13 protein-coding genes are annotated in these 17,763 nt (G+C 41.9%); 7 read left to right on the top strand and 6 right to left on the bottom strand.

The window, feature by feature from the left end:
* Positions 1-17: 17 nt before the first annotated feature.
* The 3 genes from NMG48_RS09895 to NMG48_RS09885 form a co-directional block, all read right to left on the bottom strand.
* Positions 18-590 (bottom strand): Uma2 family endonuclease, encoded by a 573-nt coding sequence (locus NMG48_RS09895; protein WP_271255058.1) that lies wholly within the window; start codon positions 588-590, stop codon positions 18-20.
* A gap of 148 nt (positions 591-738) precedes the next feature.
* Positions 739-2,010, bottom strand: coding sequence for a WYL domain-containing protein (locus NMG48_RS09890; protein WP_271255057.1), 1,272 nt, complete (start codon positions 2,008-2,010; stop codon positions 739-741).
* A 154-nt stretch (positions 2,011-2,164) separates the two neighbouring features.
* On the bottom strand, positions 2,165-3,364 hold the full coding sequence (locus tag NMG48_RS09885; protein WP_271255056.1) for a GNAT family N-acetyltransferase: 1,200 nt from the start codon (positions 3,362-3,364) through the stop codon (positions 2,165-2,167).
* 1,325 nt (positions 3,365-4,689) lie between these two features.
* On the opposite strand from NMG48_RS09885, the gene tpiA reads away from it, so the two are divergent.
* The 5 genes from tpiA to tuf all read left to right on the top strand — a co-directional run bounded on the left by tpiA (position 4,690) and on the right by tuf (position 10,074).
* On the top strand, positions 4,690-5,439 hold the full coding sequence (gene tpiA, locus NMG48_RS09880) for a triose-phosphate isomerase (RefSeq protein WP_271255055.1): 750 nt from the start codon (positions 4,690-4,692) through the stop codon (positions 5,437-5,439).
* A gap of 180 nt (positions 5,440-5,619) precedes the next feature.
* Positions 5,620-6,033, top strand: a complete 414-nt coding sequence (gene rpsL, locus NMG48_RS09875) for a 30S ribosomal protein S12 (protein ID WP_126384375.1) — start codon at positions 5,620-5,622, stop codon at positions 6,031-6,033.
* 70 nt (positions 6,034-6,103) lie between these two features.
* The gene (gene rpsG, locus NMG48_RS09870; RefSeq protein WP_126384378.1) at positions 6,104-6,574 is read left to right on the top strand and encodes a 30S ribosomal protein S7; all 471 of its coding nucleotides are present in this window, start codon (positions 6,104-6,106) and stop codon (positions 6,572-6,574) included.
* A 79-nt stretch (positions 6,575-6,653) separates the two neighbouring features.
* Positions 6,654-8,735, top strand: coding sequence for an elongation factor G (gene fusA, locus NMG48_RS09865; protein ID WP_271255054.1), 2,082 nt, complete (start codon positions 6,654-6,656; stop codon positions 8,733-8,735).
* A 106-nt stretch (positions 8,736-8,841) separates the two neighbouring features.
* Positions 8,842-10,074 (top strand): elongation factor Tu, encoded by a 1,233-nt coding sequence (gene tuf, locus NMG48_RS09860; RefSeq protein WP_126384384.1) that lies wholly within the window; start codon positions 8,842-8,844, stop codon positions 10,072-10,074.
* Positions 10,075-10,233: 159 nt separating this feature from the next.
* Here tuf and devC read toward each other — a convergent pair whose 3' ends face one another.
* Positions 10,234-11,403 (bottom strand): ABC transporter permease DevC, encoded by a 1,170-nt coding sequence (gene devC / locus NMG48_RS09855; RefSeq protein WP_271255053.1) that lies wholly within the window; start codon positions 11,401-11,403, stop codon positions 10,234-10,236.
* Between the two features lie 189 nt (positions 11,404-11,592).
* On the opposite strand from devC, the gene NMG48_RS09850 reads away from it, so the two are divergent.
* Complete coding sequence (locus tag NMG48_RS09850; protein ID WP_271251743.1) at positions 11,593-12,804, top strand: IS256 family transposase; 1,212 nt, start codon at positions 11,593-11,595, stop codon at positions 12,802-12,804.
* A 19-nt stretch (positions 12,805-12,823) separates the two neighbouring features.
* Here NMG48_RS09850 and NMG48_RS09845 read toward each other — a convergent pair whose 3' ends face one another.
* Together NMG48_RS09845 and NMG48_RS09840 are read right to left on the bottom strand one after the other, a co-directional pair.
* Entirely contained in the window at positions 12,824-15,925 is a 3,102-nt protein-coding gene (locus NMG48_RS09845) for a SpoIIE family protein phosphatase (protein WP_271255052.1), read from the bottom strand.
* Between the two features lie 435 nt (positions 15,926-16,360).
* Positions 16,361-16,864, bottom strand: coding sequence for a pentapeptide repeat-containing protein (locus NMG48_RS09840; protein WP_271255051.1), 504 nt, complete (start codon positions 16,862-16,864; stop codon positions 16,361-16,363).
* A 124-nt stretch (positions 16,865-16,988) separates the two neighbouring features.
* Between NMG48_RS09840 and NMG48_RS09835 the strand changes: the two genes are divergently transcribed.
* On the top strand, positions 16,989-17,408 hold the full coding sequence (locus tag NMG48_RS09835; protein WP_271255050.1) for a YraN family protein: 420 nt from the start codon (positions 16,989-16,991) through the stop codon (positions 17,406-17,408).
* Positions 17,409-17,763: the final 355 nt, after the last annotated feature.

Here is a 17,763-nt window from a genome sequence, read left to right as displayed (position 1 = left end):
AGCATCGTTTGTTTGCTTTAAGCATATTTTTCTGCAAAAGCTGTCATCGCATCCAACTGCGAATCTATTAACAAACATTTTTCTAAATGTTCAACGTCCAATTCAGGCAGCCATTCACTGCGATCGCGTTTTACATACTCATCTTCAACTAAGCGATAAATACTAATTTTGCCATCTACCCAAAACCAAACCTCTGGAATACCCCTTAGTTGATATTTCCTTAACGTTTTAACGCTTCCGCTAGTAACCACAATTTCGATACATAGGTCAGTCTTTGCAGGATCATTACCAAAAGCAAAGGACAAATCAGCCTGAAACTCAAGACTAGGTTCAATTTTTTGGGTATAAGCACCTGTTGAGGTAAAGCGGATGCGTTTGAGTACAAAGTAATAGCCTAACAAGAGTCCTAGCAGACTGGATATCATTTCATGCTGCAAACCAATACCCATAATTTCTAGTTCTCCTTCACAATAAGTCATCCGCACTCCCCCGATTTCCTCAAAGGCGGATTGCAAAGCTTTAAACTGCTCCCAAGTGACAGCCCATTTAACGAGATATTGGTTTTCTGCCTTAGCTAAAGTTTGGATCATCACTTTACCCTCGCTGCTGAGTGTTTTAAGTATAACCAATTAATACCAGTTGACTAAAGTGATCCTTCGCTTCAGTCAGTTAAAAATATTTAATAAATATATACAGACTCACAGTATCATCTACCACTCAAAGGCAATAACAATATCACTATGTGATTGGATACTGAAATGAGAAATGATTTGTATTGTAATAAGTCTTTTTCAAGTATATTAAGTCGGATTCCCAATCTTGAATTGCTTTTCTAAAATCACCGTTAGTACGACCTTTGGCGGTACGAACAAATGCTGCGATGGATCTAGATAGTTTTTGTAATCTTTCTGCACTATTAGGCTCTCCCCACTCTCTTAAGTAAGCTTCACTATTCACTGACAATAATGGAAGTGCAAAAACTGCATCAAGAATTTTGTGTCTTTCTGATTCTGGCAAACCTTTTATACCAACTTTATATCCATAAAAACTAAGTAGACCTTGTTCATAGTTAAAAGAGTCATCCGAAAAACTATTAGTTTCAGATCCAGCTTTTGAGAGTAAAAAAGGTTGATCTTTTAACTGAATCAACCTTTTCTTGATACGCTCACTCAAATCACGAGATCTTGGACGAGATCGAAACTCTAGTTCATAATAAATCTTTGTTAGAATTTCTATGTTGTTCCATTCTGAATTTGTAAGTGCTTCAAGATTATCAATAATTAAATTGATGTAGGGACGTTCTTTAGGGTGAGAGTCTTTATCTTTTACAGAAGAAATACTAGAGAAAGAAGATAATGAAGAGGAGTTTACTTTCTCTTTAACATTGTGATTTAATTCGTTAGCAGAGATAATTTTAATATCTCGCATACGTCTAATTGTAAAAGTACGTTTAGCACGTCTTAAATAACAGTATCCCTCTACACATAAAGTCTGACGAATCGTCTTAAAATTCTGTGGAATGAAAGTGCGATTACTATTGTTTCCATTTTTGTCTTCGTAGTTAAATCTTATTTTTTGACTACTTTGTATTGCCCATTCAAGTAACTCAATTTGTTTTGCAATCCCATCTGTATCTAATTTAGGCGTTACAGATGTATGGGTGTTTAGTTCTCTTGAAAAAAAAGAAAAACGATTAGAATATTTTTGAGGTAATACATCAGTTATGGGAGATGGTGTTTCTTTAGTCTCAACTTGGCTTTGCTTAACATTCTTGAGTAAATTCTTTTCTATATTTACTACGGTATAATAACCAACTACTGCCATAGATAAGAATATCCAAAACAAGGGAGTAGAAAGTAGTATTAACAAAACTTGAAAATGGATATATGGATTAAGTATTTGAATAAAATTTTTCTGTAAAATAATCCACTCAGTATAGATAAATAGGACTCCATTACCTAGATAGCCTAAAACCCAAATAACATTAAAAATACTCTGTAATAGTCTCATGGCTATTTGTGGATAAAGACAACTTGTTATATTGAAATATAACAAAAAACTTAGATGCAATCAATTAAGTTAATCGCATCTATCATAAAATATTAAGTAAAACTATTGTTTTTTTGACCAAATGGTCTGTTGAGTAAACAATCAATAATGCAATTTAAACATGAAGATCAGGTGGAGCAAAATCAAAGGGTAGTTCGTTGTTAATTGCTTGAATTTGTTTTGCCTCGTAAGCATTGACCTCATTGATATAGGGAACCAGAATTTGCTTGAGCCGATCGCGATAAAAGCGATGCAAGCTGTAATTTGGAGTTGCAGGAAATCCGCGCCGCTTTTTGTGTTGTCCACCTGCTCCGGGGTCAAAGCGCTTAATCCCTTGAGAAATCGCCCACTCAATCGGCGTGTAGTAGCAAGCATTAAAATGCAAGCAATCAATTTCCTGAACACAACCCCAATAGCGCCCAAATAACTGATCATCCTTACGAATACAGAAAGACATTCCCACAGGTTGCGGATAATCTGCGATTTCCCCAGCTACAAACACAAGGCGATCGCGGAAACTATGGGCTAAATGTTCAAAAAACTTCCGATTTAAGTATTTACTTCCACCCCAAAATTTATTGCAATGATCGTTATATAGCTCATACATATAGCTATAGAAATAATGGGGAATCTCTTCACCTGTATATACCCGCATCTTGATCCCCGTACTTTCTACCGACTTGCGCTCGCGCTTAATATTGCGGCGTTGATTCGCATTGAAATTCTTGAGGTAATCATCAAAATCCTTAAATTCTTGATTTTCCCAAACATAACTATGGTGCATCCAAGTTGTGAAACCTCGCGACTCCAACTCATGCTTCCAACTAGGATCAACATAGAGAAAGTTACAGCCTGACATCTGGTAGCGATCGCAAAGTTTGTCAATCTCCGCTAGCATCAAGTCATATATTTTGGATAATTCATCAGGGCGATCGCTTAGATCTGGATGTACTAAAAACCGATAGCCCACCGCAGGCGTAAAGGGAGCCATCCCTAATAATTTGGGATAATACTCAATTCCTAACCGATAGGACAAATCCGCCCATTGATGGTCAAAAACAAACTCGCCTTGGCTATGTCCCTTCATATACAAAGGTGCAGCCGCTACCAATACATCACCTTGCCACACCAATAAATGACTCGGTAGCCATCCCTGCTGCGCGATCGCACAGCCTGAAGATTCTAAATTCGAGAGCCATTCCCATTCAAAAAAAGGAGTCGCCAAAGGTTTTGCAAGAATATTCCATACTTCAGCCTTGACCTTGTTAACTGTATCTACCCAAGTCGTCGTATAACGGGAAGCCTGTTGCAGCATAGTAAAAGTCTTGGCAATGCTAAGTAAAGTATTTAGTATACATAGCTTAACAAAAGCCAATAACAAAAGTCATAACGACAATTCGCCAATCTTCCAGAGTTTTACTTTTTCCCCAACTCAGAAACTCATAAATTTATGTAAAGAAATAGTGTTGTGGAATACCTTCTGAGTTAATGTATATACATAGCACAAGAGATAAGGCAACTCAATCCAAACGCAGTTCCAGCTTACATATTGAAATTAAGCTTTCAATAGGAGGAGGAAGCAAAAGAAAGAGTTAAAAGTCAAATCGGATTGACGCTTTATTGCTCCCCACGATTCTTCGATCTTTACGGGGCAGTGCTTATTCCAAAGATCGGTGTAGTTTTGATAGCTTCGATAGCCTACGTTGTAATTAGGGTCTCTTAAATTTTTCTAGTACCTGTTTAGGTTTTGACCTAGTACTACGAGTAAATGAGACAAGCTTATGTAGTTGAAAAAATAAAGGCTACAGCGCATAGTTAATCAATATCTAACACGCATTAGCAAACCTCTAGTACGACAACCAATTGAATTATATTAAAACATGAGTCTAGCAGCCTTCTGCTAGACTCATTGAGTTTTTAGGGGATAAATTTTCATGCTACCAACCAAGTATTTGTACTCAATAAATTTGATAGATTTAGATATTAGATTTAGATGTTATCTTTAAGGACTTTTGATAGGTATTTTTACAATCAAGAAATCTATGAATTTATGTAAAGAAATAGTATCTTGCAACACCATCTGAGTTAATCTGTATTCATAGCACAAGAGACAAAGCAACTCAATCCAAACGCAAACCCAGCTTGAATTTTAAGCAACCTTTTCATTAAAAAAGGAGGATAAGCAAATAGAAAGAGTTAAAAGTCAAAATCGGATTGGCGCTTTGTTGCTCCCCACGATTCTTCGATCTTTACAGGGTAGTGCTTGTTCCAAAGATCGGTGTAGTTTTGATAGCTTCGATAGCCTGTATTGTGATTAGGGTCTCTTAAGTTTTTTGTTCGATGTATCTGTAGGTTTTGACCTAGCATTGTAACAAGTGAGACAAACTGATTTAGCTTAAAAATAAGGGCTACAGCGTACAGTTAATCAATACCGAACACGTCCAGTTAAACCTCTAGTAGATAACTAATTGAATTATTTTAAGACATGAGTCTGGCAGCCTTCTGCTAGACTCATTGAGTTTTTAGGGGGATATCTAAAAGATGTCGCAACACAATACCTTTGCTGTGAATGTTCCATCTTTCGGTAAAATAAACAACAATTCATTATTTTCATAATCCTAACTCAGGGGTAAACGAGCCTTGCCTAAAATCGTTATTGCTGGCAACTGGAAAATGTATAAAACCCAGTCCGAAGCCAAAGCATTTTTCTCAGAATTTCCCGCCCAACTCAAAGCCACCGCATCCCAAGCGGCGATCGCTGATCAGCAAATCCTTATTTGCGTCCCTTATACAAATCTAGGCATCTTACAAACAGTTGTGCCATCTCTTGGTCAAGCCAACCTCAGTATTGGTGCTCAAAATGTCCATTGGTCAGAAAATGGCGCATTTACAGGTGAGATTTCTGCACCAATGCTAGTTGAGCTTGGTATCAAGCATGTGATCATTGGACATAGTGAGCGTCGTCAGTTTTTTGGTGAAACCGATGAAACTGTAAACAAGCGTCTTAAAGCAGCTCAGGCTCATGGGCTTACCCCTATCCTCTGCGTCGGTGAAAGCAAACAGCAACGTGATGCCAACGAAACTGAGGCTTGGATTTTCGCGCAACTTGCAGCAGATCTTGTCGATGTTGACCAAAATAATTTGATCATTGCCTACGAACCAATTTGGGCGATCGGTACAGGTGATACCTGTGCATCCAGCGAAGCTAATCGCGTAATTGGTCTAATTCGTAGTAAACTAACAAATCGCGACGTTACAATTCAATATGGTGGTTCCGTCAAACCAGATAATATCGACGAAATCATGGCGCAACCTGAAATCGATGGTGTGCTAGTTGGTGGGGCCAGTCTTGACCCAGCAGGCTTTGCCAGAATTGTGAATTATCGTTAATATTCCCTTTTTGTTTATAACGCTGTCCATATACAAACATATAAAAACAGCGATCGCCACAGCCGACATAACATAACAAAGCTTATTAAGTTATAAAAATTGACTTTGTGAGATCAACTTTGTTATAATTATGTGCTGTTGATTAGAATACACAGCCGCAGATATACCAAATCATCACTTATGCCCACGATCCAACAGCTCATCCGCAGTGAGCGCCAAACCATAAATACAAAGACAAAGTCTCCTGCCCTAAAAAGTTGTCCTCAACGCAGGGGAGTATGTACGCGCGTCTACACTACAACACCCAAAAAGCCTAACTCTGCACTTAGAAAAGTGGCACGGGTACGCTTGACTTCTGGATTTGAAGTCACCGCATACATCCCTGGCATTGGGCATAACCTCCAAGAGCACTCCGTTGTGATGATTAGAGGCGGTCGTGTAAAAGATTTACCAGGTGTGCGTTACCACATTATCCGTGGCACTCTCGATACTTCAGGCGTAAAGGATCGCAAGCAAGGACGCTCCAAGTATGGCGCAAAGAGACCCAAGCCCGGTCAAGCTCCAGCCGCAAGCACTGGCAAGAAGAAAAAATAACAGCCAGTAATTAATTCAGCCATTTAAGTAAAATTAGCAATTCATTTTATAAGGTGAATTTAGTACCGTAATGTCCCGTAGAACGAAAGCGTCAAAGCGCATAACTCCCCCTGACTCGGTTTATAACAGCCGCCTCATTAGTATGCTGATCCGTCGTGTAATGTCACGCGGTAAGCACTCTGTAGCTTCCCACATTGTTTATAAGGCTCTCGACACCATCGGCGAGCGTACAGGCAACCCACCTCTAGAGGTGTTTGATCGTGCAATTCGTAATGCAACCCCATTAGTTGAAGTTAAGGCTCGTCGTGTTGGTGGTGCTACCTATCAAGTACCCATGGAAGTTCGTACAGATCGCGGTGTAGCACTTGCTCTTCGCTGGTTAGTCCAATACTCCCGCGCTCGTGCTGGACGTAGCATGGTAACTAAGCTGGCTAATGAATTAATGGATGCTGCCAACGAAACTGGTCAAACCATCCGTAAACGCGAAGAAACCCACAAAATGGCAGAAGCAAACAAAGCCTTCGCCCACTACCGTTACTAACGCTATTAAACCGTAGCTTACCTCGCTATACTATTCTTAATATAAATTCTCAATTCCTGACAAACACGAGGAAACCATTGTGGAACGCACTATTGCCTTAGATAAGGTACGCAATATAGGTATTGCGGCGCATATTGACGCTGGTAAAACCACAACTACAGAACGGATTCTATTTTATTCTGGCGTTGTTCACAAAATAGGTGAAGTCCATGATGGAACCGCAACGACAGACTGGATGGCACAAGAACGTGAGCGTGGTATTACCATTACTGCCGCAGCGATCAGTACCAGTTGGAAAGATCACCGCATTAACATCATTGATACTCCTGGACACGTAGACTTCACTATTGAAGTGGAACGTTCCATGCGTGTACTTGATGGCGTAGTTGCAGTTTTCTGTGCTGTAGGTGGTGTCCAACCTCAGTCTGAAACCGTATGGAGACAAGCAGATCGTTATAAAGTACCTCGCCTCGTATTCGTTAACAAAATGGATCGCATGGGCGCGAACTTTTTGCGAGTAAGAGAGCAAATTCGCGCTCGTTTCGGTTCTAATGCAGTTCCAATCCAACTACCCATCGGTAGCGAAGCAGAACTCGTAGGTATCATTGATCTCGTCAAAATGAAAGCCTATATCTATAAAGATGAAATAGGTAAGGATATTGACGAAGTAGATATTCCTGATGATTTAGCTGATCTCGCCAACGATTGGCGCGGTAAGTTACTTGAATCAGTGGCAGATTCTGATGATGTTTTAATGGAAAAATATCTTGAAGGTGAAGAACTCACCGAAGATGAAGTTAGAACAGGTCTACGCAAAGGAACCTTGAACGGCAAGATCGTACCAATGACTTGTGGTTCTGCTTTCAAAAATAAAGGCGTACAGCTATTACTTGATGCCGTTATCGACTATCTTCCTGCTCCTAGCGATGTTAAACCAGTTCAAGGTTTACTTGCTAATGGCGAAGAAGCGATTCGTGAAGCCAAGGATGACGCGCCCATGTCAGCACTTGCCTTCAAAATCATGTCTGATCCCTATGGTCGTCTTACCTTCGTGCGGGTTTATTCTGGCATCTTGAAGAAAGGCTCCTACGCGCTTAATCCTGTTAAGAACAAGAAAGAGCGTATTTCTCGTTTGATCGTATTAAAGGCTGACGATCGCCAAGAAGTTGATGAACTCAGAGCAGGTGATCTTGGAGCAGTTTTAGGACTGAAAGATACATTCACAGGTGATACTCTTTGCGATATTGAATCGCCAATTGTTCTTGAAACTCTATTCATTCCTGAACCTGTTATTTCCGTTGCTGTTGAGCCAAAAACAAAACAGGATATGGAAAAATTATCCAAGGCGCTACAGTCTCTGTCTGAGGAAGATCCTACCTTCCGTGTAGCAACAGATTCAGAAACCAATCAAACAATTATCTCTGGCATGGGTGAGCTACACCTAGAAATTCTCGTTGATCGGATGAAGCGTGAGTTTAACGTTGAAGCTAACGTGGGCGCACCTCAAGTTGCTTATCGTGAAACCATTCGCAAGACTGTCACCGATATTGAAGGTAAGTTTGCACGTCAGAGTGGTGGTAAGGGTCAGTATGGTCACGTTGTGATCAACTTAGAGCCTACTGAGCCAGGTACAGGATTTGAATTCGTATCGAAGATCGTTGGTGGTGTCATTCCTAAGGAATTCATCAAACCTTCTGAACAAGGTATGAAAGAAGCCTGTGAATCAGGAATTCTTGCGGGCTATCCTTTGATTGACGTTAGAGCAACCCTCGTACATGGTTCTTTCCATGATGTGGACTCTTCAGAAATGGCTTTCAAAATTGCTGGCTCTATGGCAATTAAGGAAGCTGTAATGAAAGCTCAACCTGTCCTGCTTGAACCTGTAATGAAGGTTGAAGTAGAAACCCCTGAGGACTACATGGGTGATGTCATCGGTGACCTTAGTCGTCGTCGTGGCAACATTGCAGGCATGGATGATACTCCTTCTGGCAAGAAGGTTGAGTCCAGAGTTCCTTTGTCGGAAATGTTTGGTTACTCCACTGACCTGCGCTCAGCCACTCAAGGCAGAGCAAGCTTCTCAATGGAATTCAGCCATTACGAAGAAGTACCGAAAAATGTGGCTGAAGCCATCATTGCTAAAAACAAGGGCAAAAAAGAGTAGTCCTTATAAAATACTCAACCAATACTCTATAAACTAGAGTAATAATTACCGAAAATGCTCTATAAACTAGAGTAACAACTACAAAAGTAAGGATAATTACGAAAAAATGGCACGCGCTAAATTTGAGAGAACTAAACCCCACGTTAATATCGGTACTATCGGTCACGTTGACCACGGTAAGACCACTTTAACTGCTGCAATCACCATGTCCTTAGCAGCAGCAGGACAAGCAACCGCAAAAGCATACGACCAAATCGATGCTGCTCCTGAAGAAAAAGCTCGTGGTATTACGATTAATACTGCTCACGTTGAGTATCAAACCACTGAACGCCACTATGCTCACGTTGACTGTCCCGGTCACGCTGACTATGTTAAGAACATGATCACTGGGGCTGCTCAGATGGACGGAGCTATTTTGCTCGTATCTGCGGCTGATGGTCCTGAGCCTCAAACCCGTGAACACATCTTGCTTGCTCGTCAAGTAGGTGTACCTAACCTAGTAGTTTTCTTGAATAAAGAAGACCAAATGGAAGGCGAAGAAGAACTAGTTGAACTAGTTGAACTCGAAGTTCGTGAATTGCTCTCCTCCTACGACTTTGATGGCGATAATATTCCCATCACTCGTGGTTCTGCATTGAAAGCAGTTGAGCAAATGACCGCTAATCCTAAGACCCAACGTGGCGAAAATCCTTGGGTTGACAAGATCTGGGCTTTGATGGATTCCGTTGACTCCTACATTCCTACTCCTGAGCGTGCTGTTGACAAGCCCTTCTTGATGGCTGTTGAAGACGTATTCTCGATTACTGGTCGTGGTACTGTTGCAACTGGTCGTATTGAGCGTGGTACTGTCAAGGTTGGCGATACCGTTGAACTCGTTGGTATCAGAGAAACCCGTTCCACTACCGTTACTGGTATTGAAATGTTCAAAAAGAGCTTGGAAGAAGGTCTGGCTGGCGACAATGCAGGTCTCTTGCTCCGTGGTATTCAAAAGAATGATATCGAACGCGGTATTGTATTGGCTAAACCTAAGTCAATTAATCCTCACACTCAATTTGAAGGTCAAGTTTACATTTTGACTGAAAAAGAAGGCGGTCGTAAGACTCCTTTCTTCCCTGGCTATCGTCCTCAGTTCTATGTACGTACAACTGACGTAACTGGAACCATTGTTAGCTTCACTGCTGATGATGGCAGCGATGCAGAAATGGTCATGCCTGGCGATCGCATCAAGGTAACTGTTGAGTTGATCAACCCCATCGCGATCGAGCAAGAAATGCGCTTCGCAATCCGTGAAGGTGGTCGCACCGTTGGATCTGGCGTTGTTACCAATATCTTGAAGTAAAATTCTAGGTTTTCTAACAAAAAAGCCTCGCTTAGCGAGGCTTTTTTGTTGTTAACTTGAGTTTGATAACGCCATTTGCGCGGCGCGCAAATGGCGAAAAATGGTAAAAATCGCTTAGCGATTTTTACCATTTTTCGCCTTTGTCGAGATGATGTGTTGTTAGTCAAATATTTCCGCAGGATCAGCAGTTTGGACTTTGCGCAGGGATAGTGTTCCAGAAATTGCACACATCGCCACCGTTAACAAAAATAATTGCACAATGCGATCGCTATTTAAATCCATTAATAAGCCCGTTGCATTTTGAGTAATGCTATAGAGAACGGCACAAATTGATAGGGCGGGTAAAAATCCACATAAAGATAAAAGCAATGACTCTTGCAAAATCAGCCTGAATAGAAAGAAGTTGCTATAGCCCATAGCTTTGAGCGTGGCATATTCCGCAAGATGATCAGAAACATCTTTGTATAAAACTTGATAGACAATAACGACACCAACGATAAAGCCCATAATCACGCCTAAGCCAAAGATAAAACCAATCGGGGTGGCTTCTGACCAATAATTTAGCTCTAGATCGATAAATTCTTGCCTAGTTAATATTTTCACATCCTGATCTAGCTGCGATCGCATGGCATCTCGAATGGAGATCGCCTGTGCACTTTTTTCCAATTGCACTAAGCCCAAATTAATATTGCCTATAGGACGATCAGGGAAAATGCGTAGGAAATTTTGTTCACTTGTAATCAACGTGCCATTGGAAGCAAAAGAGACTCCCATGGTAAATAACCCACCAATAGTAATGGCACGGTTAGTAACTTCTTTCGTGAGAATTTTGCCTTGGGCGATCGCTGCTTCATATTGAGCAGCCACAGCACCATAAAAATCTTCTCTTGAACCGCGATCGAATAGAACGACATCGGGGAGTAGCGTTTTCTCTAAATCTGGTTGAATATTGGGAAATAGGAAAGGATGAGCTTGAGGAGAAACTCCGATCGCTAAAATATCCTCTTTGACCCCCAATTCAGGAGCATTCCATACAGCTAAGCCAATATATACAGGATGCACTGACTTAACACCTGCAAATCCTTCCGCTTGGTACAGACGACGACGAGGGAACTGCCTGAGATTGAGCAAGTTATTAGAGCTGGGATGAATTAAGATTAGGTCGCTACGTAAGTTCAGGTGTAGTAGCACTGCACTTTTAAATAAAGCCTCCTGAAAACCTAACTGCATCGCAATTAGAATTACCGCAAACATAATCCCTGCGATCGCGATCGCTAAGCGTCCCTTTTGATAGGTAAGTTGTAGCCATGCTAAAGGAATCGCTAACATAAAACCAATATTTTTATTTTTATTTGGGAGGGGTAGATCTAAGATGCTTGTAGAGCCAAGAGCAGCCACCTAAACAAGTACGTTTGTCCTCTTCAGAAACATTTATATGAGAGTGTAAAGTGAAGTGTGTAAAGTCTGGGATATATACAGAGAGATGATCTAGACACACAATTACCAACACTAAAACTGATGAATATACGCAAAGAATTGCTCGACGAATTGCTGCAAGAATGTAAAACACCACCTGACCTATTCGGAGAAGGAGGCATTCTGAAACAACTGACGACCGCATTAGTGGAGCGAGCATTGGAAGCAGAACTATCAACCCATCTGGGATACGGTAAGCACGAACCTAGACCAGAAGGACAAACCAACAGTCGCAACGGTTATAGCCAGAAAAAAGTGCAAGGTGACTTTGGCGTAGCCGAAATCGCAGTCCCCCGAGATCGGCAAGGGGAGTTTGAACCGCAGATGGTGAAGAAAGGACAAAGTCGCTTGTCAGGACTAGATGAAAAGATCATTGCTCTCTACGCACGAGGTATGAGTGTCAGGGATATTCAAGCCCAGTTGCAAGAAATGTATGGTGTTGAAGTATCACCAACACTTATTTCCAATGTTACAGATGCAGTAATTGACGAGGTGAAGCAATGGCAAAACCGTCCCCTTGAAGCAGTCTATCCAATCGTCTTTCTGGACTGTCTAGTCATCAAAGTCCGAGACAATGGCAGAGTGATTAACAAATCCTTGTACTTTGCCTTGGGCGTGAATATGGACGGGTACAAGGAATTACTGGGTATGTGGATTTCTCCGAATGAAGGTGCGAAATTCTGGTTGTCAGTACTCACCGAAATTCACAACCGTGGGGTCAAAGATATTTTGATTGCCTGTGTCGATGGCTTGACTGGTTTCCCTAATGCGATTGAGACGGTATTTCCTAAAACTCAGGTGCAGTTATGCATTGTCCACATGGTCAGAAACTCGGTCGCTTTTGTACCTTGGCAACAACGCAAGCAAGTTTGTGCTGACCTCAAGGCTATTTATAGCGCGGCGACGGAATCGGAGGCTGAGTTTAATCTCGAACTCTTTGCTGAAAAGTGGGACAAGCAATATCCATCAATCTCCAAGTCTTGGCGCAGTCATTGGGCAAACATTATCCCCTTCTTTGCTTTCCCGACCGAGATTCGCAGGGCGATTTATACCACCAATGCGATTGAGTCGATGAACAGTAGTTTGCGGAAGGTGATTAAATCCCAACAGATTTTTCCCTCTGATGATGCTGCTTTCAAGCTCGTTTATTTAGCAATGCGGAATATCTCGAAGAAGTGGACGATGCCGATTCGTGATTGGAAACCTGCTCTTAATCGCTTTGCCATCCTCTTCGAGGATCGTCTCCACGTCTAGCTTCTAGACTTTACACATTTTACTTGACAGTCTCATTTATATTTGTTCTTAGATATTCTTGTAACCATTGGCAGCCTCGCATTAATAGGTTTTCCAGATCAAGATTCCACATAATGATTTTCCGATCTTCACCAGTTGATACTAAGATTTTGCCATTGGGGCTAAAGCAAACACTCCTGACCCGTCCTTGATGACCATTAAAGGTGCGTAAGAGTGTCCCATCTCCACTCCAAAACTGGATTGTAGAATCTTCACTAGCAGAGACTATCGACTTACCATCGGGGCTAAAACATATGCTGGTTACTTCCGCGCTATGTCCATTTAGAGTTTTAATTAATTCTCCTTCAATGCTCCATAGTTTTACACTCTGATCCATACTGCCACTAGCCAGCATTTTGCCATTGGGGTTAAAGGAAACTGTATAGACTTCAGCACTATGCCCATCTAGGGTTTTCAGGAGAGTACCATCCCAACTCCAGAGGTTAATCAATTTATCTTTGCTGGCGGAAGCAAGCATACTGCCGTCGGGACTAAAGTCAATACTATAGACCTCACCTGAGTGACCAGTAAGAGTTTGTAACCATTTACCATCAGCACTCCAGACTCTGACTGTACCATCGGCACTACAGGATGCAAAAACTTGTCCATCACAACGATAGACCACACTATAAATTTCGGCTCGGTGGGCACTAAGTGTATCAATTAGGGTTCCATCGGTGTGCCAAATTTTAATGCAGGCATCCGCTCCTGCGGTGAGAATGGTGGAACTGTCTGGGCTAAAGGTCACACAGTTGACTTTGTCGTTATGACCTTCAAGTACTGCCTCTAATGTGCCATTAGCATTCCACAGATTAACTGTTTTATCTTTACAAGCAGAGGCGAGGAATTTGGAGTTGGGGCTAACGACAACGCAAGAAACTTCATCTGTATGTCCCATCAAGGTTCTTAAGGGTGTACCACGAATTACCCAAAGCTTGACCGTGGTGTCTCTGCTGGCAGAAGCAAGAGTTTTTCCGTCAGGACTAAAGGCAATACTATGCACGACATCCCCATGTCCTTGAAATGTCGATATTAAGCCTTGCTCAATATCCCAGACACGGATAGTGCGATCAAAGCCACTAGAAGCAATGGTGTGATTGTCATTACTAAAAGCGACACTCCATACCTTGTCGGAATGTCCATAAAAACTTTTAAGTAAAATGCCATCGGAACCCCACATTTTGACAGTGCGATCGCGACTTCCAGAAACAATCGCAAGACCGTTAGGGGCGTAGGCAACACTTTCGACAAAGCTATCATGTCCCCGTAAATGCCTGATCGGTACACCCTGTATATTCCAAATAATCAGATTGCGATCGGCGCTTCCTGACACGAGGGACTTACTGTTGGGGTGAAAAGCAACGCAAGTTACCCAGCGATCATGACCACCACGCAAAGTCCGAATCACCGTGCCATCACTTTTCCACAGCCTAATCGTCGTATCTTCACTAGCTGAGGCAATCATTTCGCCATCATTACTAAAGCAGACATCCAACACAGGGCCTTCATGCCCCCGCAAAGTAGCGATCGGTTGTGGTTCAAAATCCCCTGTTTCGGCATTACGTTGCCAAATTTTGACCATATTGTCCCGACTACCTGAAACTAGTAGATTTCCATCGGGGCTAAAGGCAACACTAGTGACCCAGTTCGTATGCCCCACTAATGTTTGGAGCAAAATTCCTGAAATATTCCAGATTTTGATCGTGCGATCGCTACTTGCAGAGGCAATAAACTTACCATCGCGAGAATAGCAAACTTTGTTAACCCAGAATCCATGTCCTTCGAGACGATTATATTCATGGGTTCCATAGACAACTTGCTCTAAAGCTGTGATCGCTCGAATTTGGGTATTAGCACGGAGATTGTCGAGAGTACTGGCATCAACTTGAGTAGTTAGGCGTTTTAGCTGGACACCACCAATTACGCCTGCAATCATCGCTTCAATATGATTGTTAGATAAATAGAGGGCTTCCGAAGAAATGGTTAGCGCCACAATTTTTTCATTGATCTCGCCCATCTCCGCAATTACACGCTGGCGACGTTCGGCATCAAGGCTTTTTTCGAGTTCTTGACTCAGCTTTTCAAGACGATCAGCATCGGCGGCACGGGCTGCCATCAATTGCTCGCGTTCATTAATCCTCGCCGATGCTTCTAAAAAATTACGATCAATGCGCGATAGATCAGTCTGCCCCTCTGCCCAAGCCAGTGCCTCAGCTAAACGTGTACCCCGCAATAGAGCTGACTCATCCGTTTCTTCAGATCGCTCCCATGCCTGCAATGCTTCCAGATATGGGCAGTTACGCAGCTCCGAAAAATGTACCTTTTGCTTGAGTTTGATCACTACGATCGAAACATCGTCTTCAGGAATATCTAGCCCTGAAAATACATCCAGTGCTTTTTTTAAGCCATGTAAGATCTCGATCGCTGGTCGTTGTGCTAGTTTAATAACCGTTTGACGCAGTGGCGAGATCATTTGCCCCTTCGATCTGCCAAATTCTTCGCCCTGCTCATTAGTGGCTTCAAATAGCCCATCACTGAAAAAGATTGCAATATCGCCTTCATGCAGCGCCCGAGCTGTGGCTCTGTAAGTAGCACTGTCAAAACGACCAAGGGCGATCGCAGGATTAACGACTTCTTCGCAAGTATTAGTTTCCGCCCGATAAATCAAAGGACCTGGAATACCCGCATTCCCTAAATGCAGGTCATAGGTGAGCAGATCGATCGCTCCATAACAAAAGGCGATCGCATCATCAGTCCCACTTTTACAGAGTAGTTGATTTAAAGAATTCAGCATTGACGCAGGATTTTGTAACCTACCCTGCTGCGCATAGGCATCAAGCTGACCTTTAAACAAAGCGGCATGAATCGCGCCTGCAACGGATTTACCTGAAGAATCAGCGATCGCTACTGCCAATGTCCCTGATTGCTCTAAGAATTGGTAATAGTCCCCACCAAGATCTACTGCTGTCCAAACTTCCGCAGCAATATCTAGCCCAGGATAAGAAGGCAAGCTCTGTGGCAATAAGCTTCTTTGAAGCAATCTGCCACTTGATAGGTCATTGGAAGTTTCATTTAACTGCATATACTGATAGGCAGAGCGATTCTCAGAACAAATACTAGCAACACGAATCTTCTACTAGCAACACGAATCTTCTGTATTTTGAATAGTCAAATCATTCACTACAGGCTATTTTCAAAAATTGTGACGCTATGCACACAGAGCATCATAACCTCTAAAATAGAATAAATTAATACAAGTAAAATCTTAATTTTAATTTTGATAGATTAGCCATAATCCACATTATCTATCAAAAGAAAACTGCAAAGATTATTACTAAGTTTGTTTTGCCTTTTCATAATTTTTAAATCGTTAAAAATTGATGTGTCAGACACAATAGTAACTTAACTATTACAACGCTTTGGACTGAAACCACAACCAATATTTGTATTAAAATTACGACTTACCAGTACTTTTAATACAAATATCGTAGTTCTATCGATGAAGAGCGCAATAGGTCTAGTTACATTCAAGGGTTTCACGAGTTAGTCTGCCAGTTTTAGGGTTTTGACCCTTAGCAAATTGACACAGCTTTTTGCGAATTGGTGGTCTTAAATCTACATCAGTAAAATCAGCACCATCTATAATCACGTTATTAAAAGAAGTGCCATAGGCAAAGGAACCCTCTAAAACCACGTTAGTTAAGTCTGCTTTGTCAAGCCGCGCATTATCAAGAGTGCTATTGCTTAGATTTGCTCCTGTCAAGTTTGCCTCTTTCATATTGGCAGCGAAGAAACTAACTCCTTGGGCATCAGCATTGACAAAGGAGGCATTCCGTAGATCGGATTCGTTGAATTGATAGCCTTGAAGCGATCGCCCAGAAAAATCAGCTCCTTCGAGAAAGGCTTTTACGTATACATCTGCCGCAACAGGTTTAGCCCCAATTACGATCAGAGCTAAGCACAACAATAAATTGATGGCTTTGAAGATAAAATTGCGTAAGCTAAAATCTGTGATTTTCATAATCTTAATTCTGTATGTTATTGAGACTATCACAAGCGGGCGAAAGTAAAAGCACTACTCAGTTCCACCTGTACTTTCTTGATACGGTAGCTGCATACCATCAATTTCTGTTAGGGAAAGACCTATGACCAAGAAAGTAGGCGATCGCGGGGAAATGTTGGTGGCACAACTTTTGCAAGCGCAGGGTTGGGAAATCTTAGCGACGCAATGGCGGTGTCGGTGGGGAGAATTAGATTTGATCGCTTGCGATCGCCAATGGTTAATCTTTGTTGAGGTTAAAACTCGTAGCGATCGCAACTGGGATGGTGATGGCATTTTGGCAATTACACCGCAAAAACAAACCAAACTGATTCAAGCTGCCTCGCTATTTTTATGTCAACATCCAGAGCTAGCGACATTGGCTTGTCGGTTTGATGTTGCTCTAGTACGCCGCATCAATCGCGATCGCAGTTACCAGATGTCACAGGATCTCAACAAGCAACAGCCTCAAGTCCTATCAGAATTTTGCTTACAGACCTATATAGAGCAAGCTTTTATAACCTAAAGGCAATGACACTGATAACGTCCATAGACCTTAATGACACGTGAGTTCGTAACGCATTTGCGCGGCGCTTCGCGGCGCGCAAATGGCGGAAAATGGTAAAAATCACTTAGCGATTTTTACCATTTTCCGCCTTCGTCGAACTGACGTTAATGACAAACATGATATATGACCGACCATTTTGTACTTTTGTCGAACTGACGTTAATGAAACGTGAGTTCGAGATAATTTGAAACTGGTATTGAGAGTGAGAGAGGGTTTGCTACGCAAACCCTCTCTCAACACCCAAAAGTAAAAGCCTTGCGTAGCAAGGCTTTTACTTTTGGGTGTTTAAAATTTGCCAGCTTAACCCGAACTA

This window comes from Pseudanabaena sp. Chao 1811 (assembly GCF_027942295.1).
Taxonomy (GTDB): Bacteria; Cyanobacteriota; Cyanobacteriia; order Pseudanabaenales; family Pseudanabaenaceae; genus Pseudanabaena.
Note: the sequence above shows the minus strand (reverse complement) of the source record. Positions and strands in the feature narration are given on the sequence as shown.